The sequence below is a fragment of the Deltaproteobacteria bacterium genome, assembly GCA_012522415.1.
Classification (GTDB): Bacteria; Desulfobacterota; Syntrophia; order Syntrophales; family JAAYKM01; genus JAAYKM01.
In genome coordinates, this window is the sequence record JAAYKM010000107.1 from 1 (window position 1) to 8,133 (window position 8,133).

11 protein-coding genes are annotated in these 8,133 nt (G+C 52.5%); 10 read left to right on the forward strand and 1 reads right to left on the reverse strand.

Annotation, left to right across the window (positions count from 1 at the left end):
* The 10 genes from GX147_08780 to GX147_08825 form a co-directional block, all read left to right on the forward strand.
* A partial coding sequence (locus GX147_08780; protein NLN60776.1) for a chemotaxis protein CheR occupies nt 1-108 on the forward strand: 108 nt, incomplete at its 5' end.
* A 6-nt stretch (nt 109-114) separates the two neighbouring features.
* Nucleotides 115-597 carry a chemotaxis protein CheD gene (locus GX147_08785; protein ID NLN60777.1) on the forward strand — a complete coding sequence of 161 codons (483 nt, stop codon included), beginning with the start codon at nt 115-117 and terminating at the stop codon, nt 595-597.
* A 2-nt stretch (nt 598-599) separates the two neighbouring features.
* Nucleotides 600-1,445 (forward strand): HDOD domain-containing protein, encoded by an 846-nt coding sequence (locus tag GX147_08790; protein NLN60778.1) that lies wholly within the window; start codon nt 600-602, stop codon nt 1,443-1,445.
* A gap of 20 nt (nt 1,446-1,465) precedes the next feature.
* Nucleotides 1,466-1,888 (forward strand): response regulator, encoded by a 423-nt coding sequence (locus GX147_08795; protein NLN60779.1) that lies wholly within the window; start codon nt 1,466-1,468, stop codon nt 1,886-1,888.
* On the forward strand, nt 1,845-2,327 hold the full coding sequence (locus GX147_08800; GenBank protein ID NLN60780.1) for a chemotaxis protein CheX: 483 nt from the start codon (nt 1,845-1,847) through the stop codon (nt 2,325-2,327). Before GX147_08795 ends, GX147_08800 begins: the two co-directional genes overlap by 44 nt.
* Nucleotides 2,327-2,833 carry a chemotaxis protein CheD gene (locus tag GX147_08805; protein NLN60781.1) on the forward strand — a complete coding sequence of 169 codons (507 nt, stop codon included), beginning with the start codon at nt 2,327-2,329 and terminating at the stop codon, nt 2,831-2,833. The genes GX147_08800 and GX147_08805 overlap by 1 nt, the downstream gene beginning before the upstream one ends.
* Before the next feature lie 2 nt (nt 2,834-2,835).
* Nucleotides 2,836-3,861: a chemotaxis response regulator protein-glutamate methylesterase gene (locus tag GX147_08810; GenBank protein NLN60782.1), complete on the forward strand. Its 1,026-nt coding sequence runs from the start codon at nt 2,836-2,838 to the stop codon at nt 3,859-3,861.
* A 1-nt stretch (nt 3,862) separates the two neighbouring features.
* Entirely contained in the window at nt 3,863-6,088 is a 2,226-nt protein-coding gene (locus GX147_08815) for a chemotaxis protein CheA (protein ID NLN60783.1), read from the forward strand.
* 59 nt (nt 6,089-6,147) lie between these two features.
* The gene (locus GX147_08820) at nt 6,148-6,528 is read left to right on the forward strand and encodes a response regulator (GenBank protein ID NLN60784.1); all 381 of its coding nucleotides are present in this window, start codon (nt 6,148-6,150) and stop codon (nt 6,526-6,528) included.
* A gap of 26 nt (nt 6,529-6,554) precedes the next feature.
* Nucleotides 6,555-7,016, forward strand: a complete 462-nt coding sequence (locus GX147_08825; GenBank protein NLN60785.1) for a chemotaxis protein CheX — start codon at nt 6,555-6,557, stop codon at nt 7,014-7,016.
* A 96-nt stretch (nt 7,017-7,112) separates the two neighbouring features.
* Here GX147_08825 and GX147_08830 read toward each other — a convergent pair whose 3' ends face one another.
* The gene (locus GX147_08830) at nt 7,113-8,030 is read right to left on the reverse strand and encodes an OmpA family protein (GenBank protein NLN60786.1); all 918 of its coding nucleotides are present in this window, start codon (nt 8,028-8,030) and stop codon (nt 7,113-7,115) included.
* Nucleotides 8,031-8,133: the final 103 nt, after the last annotated feature.

The window sequence follows — 8,133 nt, forward strand, 5'->3', positions numbered from 1 at the left end:
CATCAAACCCTGAATAAAGACGGTTATTTTTTTGTAGGGCATTCGGAAAGTCTGACAGGGTTGGACCATTCTTTCAATTACATTGAGCCGAGTGTTTATCGGAAATAAAAATCTATGGCCGATTTGATAGTTGGAATTTCAGACCTGAAGGTAAGCGACAATCCCGGTGACATTCTGGTGACCTACGCTTTGGGTTCTTGTATTGCCGTTGCCGTTTACGATCCACGGGTCAAGGTGGGGGGATTGTTGCACTATATGCTTCCGGATTCCGGCCTGGATGTGAAAAAAGCGCAGGACCAGCCGGGTATGTTTGCCGATACGGGCGTTCCCTTGCTCTTTAAGTCCTGTTATCGTTTGGGAGCCGAAAAAAAGAGGATGATCGTGAAGGTGGCAGGGGGAGCCAGTATTCTCGATGATACCCATTTCTTTCGTATCGGACAGAAAAACATCACCGCCCTGCGTAAGATTTTTTGGAAAAACAATGTCATGATCGAAGCCGAAGATACCGGCGCCAACTACAACCGGACTGTTCGCCTGGACCTGTCGAACGGGAAGTTTCTGATCAAGAGTTCGATGGGAATGATTAAGGAATTATAGCCATGCTGGAGAAGATTATACGTTCGGTTCAGAGTATACCCGCTTTTCCGATGACGATACAGAAAGTGACGGAAGTGGTTTCACGCGGGGATTACGCCATAGCGGATCTGGTCAATCTGATCAAATATGACCAGGCGATTACGGCCAACATCCTGAAGATGAGCAATGCGGCCTATTTTGGTGCGCGGCACCAGGTCAGGACCATTCAGGAGGCGGTGCTCTACCTGGGGCAGGAGAATCTCCTTCGGGTGGTTCAGACAGCCGGTGTTTCCCGGTTCTATCGCAAGGGCGGCGGGGGTTATGTCGCCCAGGCTCGGGATCTCTGGCAACATTCGGTGGCGGTGGCGATGATGGCCCAGATCCTCTCTCAGAAAGTGTATCGTTGCGAAGATCCCGTTCTCTATACCGCGGGGTTGCTTCACGATATAGGGAAAGTCTTTTTGGGCGAATATGTTCGTGAGTCCTTCAATAAAATAGAAGACCTGGTGACCAACCAGGGCTATTCCTTTCTGGAGGCGGAAAATGAGATTCTGGGGATCGATCATGCGGGTCTGGGAGGTCTGATTGCGGAACATTGGCGTTTTCCCTCGGAGATAAGGGATGCCATCGCCTATCACCATCGGCCCGATCTTCTGGACAAAGAAGGGGACTACGTCTCCTGGCTGGTCTATCTTGCGGATCAGTTATGCCTGATGATCGGCATTGGCGGTGGAGTAGACGGTCTTGCCTACAAGGGGCTGGCGGAGGCTCTGACTCGCTTCCATCTGCGGGAGCAGGATTTGGAACTGGGGATGCTCAACCTTATGGAATCGTTGGAAGAGGCGGAGGACGTAATCAATGTGGTCTAAAAGATGATTGGGGGCGAACCATGTCGTTTAATGTATTGATTGTGGATGACTCCAATGCGATGCGTTCCGTGATCCGGAAAGTGATTCAGTTGTCGGGCTTCCGGTTGGATAATTGCTATGAAGCGGGTAACGGAAAGCAGGCCCTGAATGTTTTGTCCAGGGAGTGGGTCGATGTGATCCTGTCGGATATTCACATGCCGGAAATGGACGGCATGGAACTGTTGAAACAGATTCATCATCACGATGTTTTCAGGACCATTCCCGTGATTATGATTTCAACGGAAGGCAGTCTGGAACGAGTGAACGAGGCTTATGCCCTGGGCGCAAGGGGGTTTATCAAGAAACCCTTTCTGCCGGAGGAACTGAAGCGCACTCTACACGAGGTGATAGGAGTGGGAGATGAAGGAGAATATCAGGGAGATATTGACGAGGGCGATTTTTGAAGTCTTCGAGAAAATGTTCTTCGTGTTTCTTGAACCGGTTGAGACCGCCCGGGTACAGTATGATTCGGTGTCTTTCATCGATTTTACGGGCCGGACCAGCCGGAGCGGGGCGTTTTGCCTCAAGATGTCGCGTGGGTTCACGGAACTGATGACTCAGAATATGCTTAGTTGTGAAACGCTGGAGATAACGGAGCAGATGATCGAGGATTGCTCAAAGGAAGCGGCCAACATGATCGCCGGTAATTTCCTGCGCAAATTGGATGAACGGGATGTATTCAATTTGAATCTGCCGAAATATGCGCGGATGGATCAGGCGGCGGACCATGGTCTGATTTTGTCCGGAGAGGATGATGTGGTCGTTAGTTTCGAATCGGAAAATGAACCTCTCCAGGTCCGACTGGCCTGGCAAGAGGCGACTGAAGAGCGGGTGTCCGTGTGATGGGTAAAGACGTCACCCTGCGGGATTATTTTTTATCCCCGGGCTATATTTACATCAGTGAGGAACCCTCTCTCATTTCCACCGTGGTTGGATCCTGCGTTGCCGTGTCCCTGTGGGATTGTCAACAGGAGCGGGGCGCCATGGCTCATTTTCTCTATCCTTCGACGGACAAACGCTCTCAGGCGTCGGCCCGGTACGGTAATGTGGCGATCCAGTATCTGATCAGGCTGTTTTTGACGGACGGGGCGAAAATAAAAAATTTGAGGGCGCAGCTTTTTGGGGGCGCCATCAGTCCCCTGGGGGGGTGTGAGCGGATCGGTCCGCAAAATGTCCGCATGGCGAGACAGCAGCTGAGCCGCCGGAGGATTCCTGTTGTGTCCGAGGATATCGGGGGGGCTATGGGGAGAAAGATCGTTTACAACACGTTAAAAAACGAGGCCATCGTCTACAAGGTGAACCATTTGAGAAAGGGTGATTGGTATCCCTACGTTCAAGAGGGCAGGTGAGGGTGAAAAAGATAAGGGTGCTCATAGTTGATGATTCCGCGATTGTACGGAAGATTTTCTCCGAAGAATTATCCAAGTATCCGGATATCGAGGTGATCGGAGCGGCCCCGGACCCCTTTGTGGCCAGGGACAAAATCGTCACGCTGAAACCGGATGTGATCACCCTTGACGTCGAGATGCCCAGGATGGATGGCATCACCTTTCTCAGAAAGTTGATGAAATATTACCCCCTGCCGACCATTATTGTCAGCTCCCTGACACAGAAGGGCGGCAAACTGACCCTGGAAGCCCTGGACATCGGTGCCGTTGATGTCATCGCTAAACCCGGAGGTTCCTATTCGGTCGGCGATATGAGCGCTCAATTGGCGGACAAGATTCGCATAGCTTCCCGGGTCAGCGTGGCCCGGCAAGGAGACAACACAGTCACCGGCCCGTCGGAGCCGATTCAGGCATTGGCCCAGACGACGAACAAGGTTATCGCCATCGGTGCATCCACCGGTGGAACGGAGGCACTGAAAAACGTTCTGACCAAAATGCCTTCCAATTCACCGGGCATCGTGGTGGTCCAGCATATGCCGGCCCATTTCACAACGGCGTTTGCCGAAAGGCTGAACGGTATCTGCCAGATGACCGTGAAGGAAGCGGAAGACAACGATTCCGTCACGCCGGGAAGGGTTTTGATCGCTCCCGGGAACTATCATATGATCTTTCGCAGAAGCGGCGCCCGTTATTACGTTGAAATCAAGACCGGTCCCATGGTCCATCACCAGCGGCCCTCGGTGGATATCCTTTTCAAGTCCACGGCGAAGTACGCCGGGTCGAACGCGATCGGAGTCATCCTGACGGGGATGGGCGCCGATGGTGCAGAGGGCTTGCTGGAAATGAAACAGGCGGGCGCCGGCACGATTGCCCAGGATGAAAAATCCTGCGTGGTATTCGGTATGCCCAAGGAAGCCATTAAACTGGGGGGGGCCGACAGGGTTGTTCCCCTGGACAAGATTGCTCAAGAGATTATTAGGATGGTATGACATGACTTATCGGGCGCTTATAGGGTTAATTGACGGCATGGCATCGGACTTTCTTTTTCTCGATAATCGGGACATCGACATCCCCTCGGCGGGAAAGTTCCTGAATTGTCTGGATCAGATCCTCGCGGAAGGCGAGAAGGTTGGTACGGTGCAAATTATCAGGGTATCCCGCGCCTTGAGCCATATTCTCGGGAAATGGCTTGTTGAGCAGGTGAAGGACAAGGAGGCGGGCTTCGCCATGATCGAAAACGGCATTTCCCTGATGCAGGAGGTGGCGGCGTCCTATAAGAACACGGGAGCCTACGCCGGTGACCTCAGTCCCTTTGTGGCCGGTTGCGTGGATTTGCTCGGTGAGGACATCCCCTCCATGGCGTGTTTCTCTGATACAACAGGTCCCGTGAAGGGAGGCGCCACCGTTGAAAAGCCGGAGGCGGGTCGGGATGAAGCCGCGGCATCGGCCGATTCACTGCAGGATGATTCCCTGCTGAAGGACTTCATTATCGAAGCCTCCGAGTATATCGATGAGATTGAAGTGAATATCCTCAATCTGGAACAGGAACCGGAAAACAAAGATTACATCAACGCGATCTTTCGCCCCTTCCATTCCATCAAGGGGGTGGCAAGTTTTTTAAACCTCGACGTCATCCGCGACCTGGCCCATAAACTGGAGAACCTTTTGGACAAAGCGAGAAATGCCGAGCTGGACGTGACTCCCTCGGTCATCGATGTCGTTCTCGACGGGGCAGACGCGCTAAAAATTCTGGTCGGGCAACTGAGAACCGAGCCGGAAAACAGCGGGACAATACCGGAAGGACTGGACCTGGAGGGGTTGAAAAAACGTGTTCAAATGGTGGAGGAAGGTCGAACCGACATACCCGTCAAGAAGAGATTGGGTGAAATCCTGCTTGAAGATGGTGTTATCAACCAGGAAACCCTGCAAAAGGGTCTGGATGCCGTGGGAAAGAAACCGGGCACCAAGATCGGCGAAGCCTTGATCAGTGATGGGCAGGTGACGCCCAAACAGGTATCGCGGGCTTTACGCAAGCAGGTTGAACAGGTTTCGGATGCCACAACGATCCGCGTGGATACGCGGAAGCTGGATGACATGATCGACATGGTGGGCGAACTGGTTATCACGCAGTCCATGGTTCAGCAGGATCTCAACACGAGTCTGCATGCCGATCGAAATCTCGCGCGGGATATTGCGCAGCTGTTTCGGATTACATCGGGTCTTCAGCGGGTGTCTACGGGATTACGCATGATTCCCATCAAACAGACTTTTCAGCGCATGTCTCGCTTGGTCCGGGATCTCTCGAGGGCGGCCGGCAAGCACGTGGCCGTGGAAATGGAAGGGGAGGAGACCGAAATCGACCGGACCATGGTGGATGAAATCTACAATCCCCTGGTCCATATGATTCGCAATTCCATCGATCACGGTCTGGAGACGCCTGCCGACCGACTCCGGGCAGGGAAACCCGAAAAGGGTCTCATCCGTTTGTCCGCTTATCACCGGGGAGGGAACATCGTCATCTCCATTACGGACGATGGACGGGGATTGAACAAGGAAAAAATTCTGAATAAAGCGATTGGGAACAGGGTGATACAAACCGCTGACGGTTTGACCGACGCCGAGGTTTATCGGCTTATTTTCCTCCCGGGACTTTCAACGGCGGAAAAGGTCACGGATATCTCCGGTCGGGGCGTTGGGATGGATGTGGTCAAGCAGGCGGTGGAAAAACTGCGGGGCAAGATAGAAGTCGAAAGCAGAGCGGGTGAGGGAACCTCTTTTATCACCAGTTTTCCCCTGACTATGGCCATCATTGACGGAATGATTGTCAAGGTCGGTCCGGAACGCTATATCCTGCCGACCACGGCCATCCGCCAGGCCCTCCGACCGACGCGGGAGTCCTACAACAATGTTGTGGGGAAAGGGGAGACGATCAATGTCATGGGTCAGTTGATGCCGTTGGTTCGTCTCTACCGGTTGTTTGGTATTGAACCGGAATACAGGGAGCCCTGGGAAGCGATTGCTGTCGTGGTGGAGGGTGAGGATCGCGTCAAATGTCTTTTGGTGGACAAGATCGTCGGCAAGGCGGAAGTGGTGATTAAAAGTCTGGGTGAGCGGTTCAAAAGAGTTCGGGGTATTTCCGGAGGAGCGATTCTGGGTGACGGACAGGTTGGATTGATCATTGATCCGGAGGGACTGTTTGACATCAGTGAAAAATAGTGGAGCCGTTGCGTCCAGAGCGGAAGGGACGGAATTATTTAGGGGAGGCAGGAAAAGACATGGATAAAAACTTGAAAATACTGATCGTGGATGATTTTGCGACGATGAGGAAGGTGATCAGAAATCTCCTGAAACAGAGTGGCTATGAGAATATTGTCGAGGCGGAGGACGGAGTGAACGCCCTGAAAATTCTGAAGTCACAGCAAGTTGATTTCGTCGTATCCGACTGGAATATGCCGAACATGAGCGGCTATGAGCTGTTGAAGGCCGTCCGAGCTGATGAAGAGTTAAATGCCCTTCCCTTTTTGATGGTCACGGCGGAAGCCCTTCAGGAAAACGTCGTTGCCGCCGTGAAGGCAGGAGTCAGCAATTACATTGTGAAGCCTTTTACGTCGGAGACACTGGATGAAAAAATCAAGCAGATCATGGAGAAAATGTAACCCACAAACCTGAAGAGGTGAAAAAGATGAACGTCAAATTTATTAACCCGTTTTTGGAAGGAACGATCAATGTCCTGAACACCATGGCATTTGTCACGCCCCGTGCGGGGAAACCCTATTTGAAAAAGGGCAGCATGGCTGTGGGGGATGTTTCCGGTATCATCGGCTTGACCGGCGCGGCCCGGGGGTCCCTGGCCTTGAGTTTCAGCAAGGATTGCATCCTGAAGATCGTTTCCAACATGCTGGGGGAAGAGATTGATGAAATCAACGGTGACATCAAGGACGCCGTGGGTGAGTTGACCAACATGGTTTCCGGTGTGGCACGGAAAAAACTGGAAGCGGAGGGGCTGAATGTCACGGCGGCCATTCCCACGGTTGTGGCAGGGGCCAGTCATTCCATCGTTCATGTCCTTGGGGGGCCCAGCATCATCATTCCCTTTGAGATCGATGAAGGGCCTTTCGTTGTCGACATCTGTCTAACCGATTGAACCCGGTGGCGATGGTCTTGGGGAAAGCCGAATAATGAATGATCAGGACAAAAAATATCACTTAATGAAGTCTGCCTTTTCAGGTACTTATCAAGATTACTCCATGATGGAAACGTGTGGTACCGCGGATGGCGGGGGCGTTGCCGTGGTCATTGCTGTTTCATCCATTACCCTGTTTTGAATGAGAATGATGCTGATCCTCCTGTTGCGGGGATCCCGGGGATCTTCTTCGATGTAGAGTTCCTGGTCCGCGTAACCGACAACCCGGGCAATCCGGGAAGGCTCAATACCGTTGTTTTCCAATTCGCGGCGAGCCGCGGATGCACGGGACGTGGACAATTCCCAGTTCGTAATCTGGCCTCCCCGAAAGGGTGCGGAATCCGTATGGCCTTCAATCGCCACCCGGTTTGGGATGTCCCGTGTATTTTCGGACACGATTGCGAGAATCTGTTTGGCCCTGTCAGTGGGGTCCGCGCTTCCCAGCTGGAACATAGGGCTTCCCTCCATATCCACGATCTGAATCCGGACACCGCCTTCTACGACGTCGACAAATATCTGATTTTTTACATATCTCAGCTTTTCTTCAATGGCTGTCTTGAGCTTTTTGACCAGGTCTTGCGAGGAAATGCCCTGTTTCCCCGGTCTCATCACATGCAAACCCGTAGAATCCCTTGGTTTACCCTGAGAATCTTTTGCGGTGGCCCCTTCCTTGTTCAGCCCCTTGGTGGACATTTGTGCCCCCATGCCCTGTTTGTCCAGAACTTGGGCCGACTGGACCATGACAGATTGTCCGGATCCGCTTATTTCTTTGAATATATTGAAATTATTGAAATATTCGGATAGAGCGAGGCGTTTTTCCGGTGAGACCATGGCAAGAAGCCACAGAAGAAGAAAAAAAGCCATCATGGCCGTAACGAAATCAGCGTAGGCCACTTTCCAGGAGCTGCTGCGCTCTTCTGCATGCCCTCTTTTTTTCCTTTTTACGATAATGATGGGGGATGATCGATCATCCATTATTTCTTCACCCGACGGAAGGCCTCTTCCACTTCAGAGAAGGTCGGCCGGGATTCCAAGGGAATGACCCGACGGCCGAACTCCACGGCAACCTTGGGCGCCG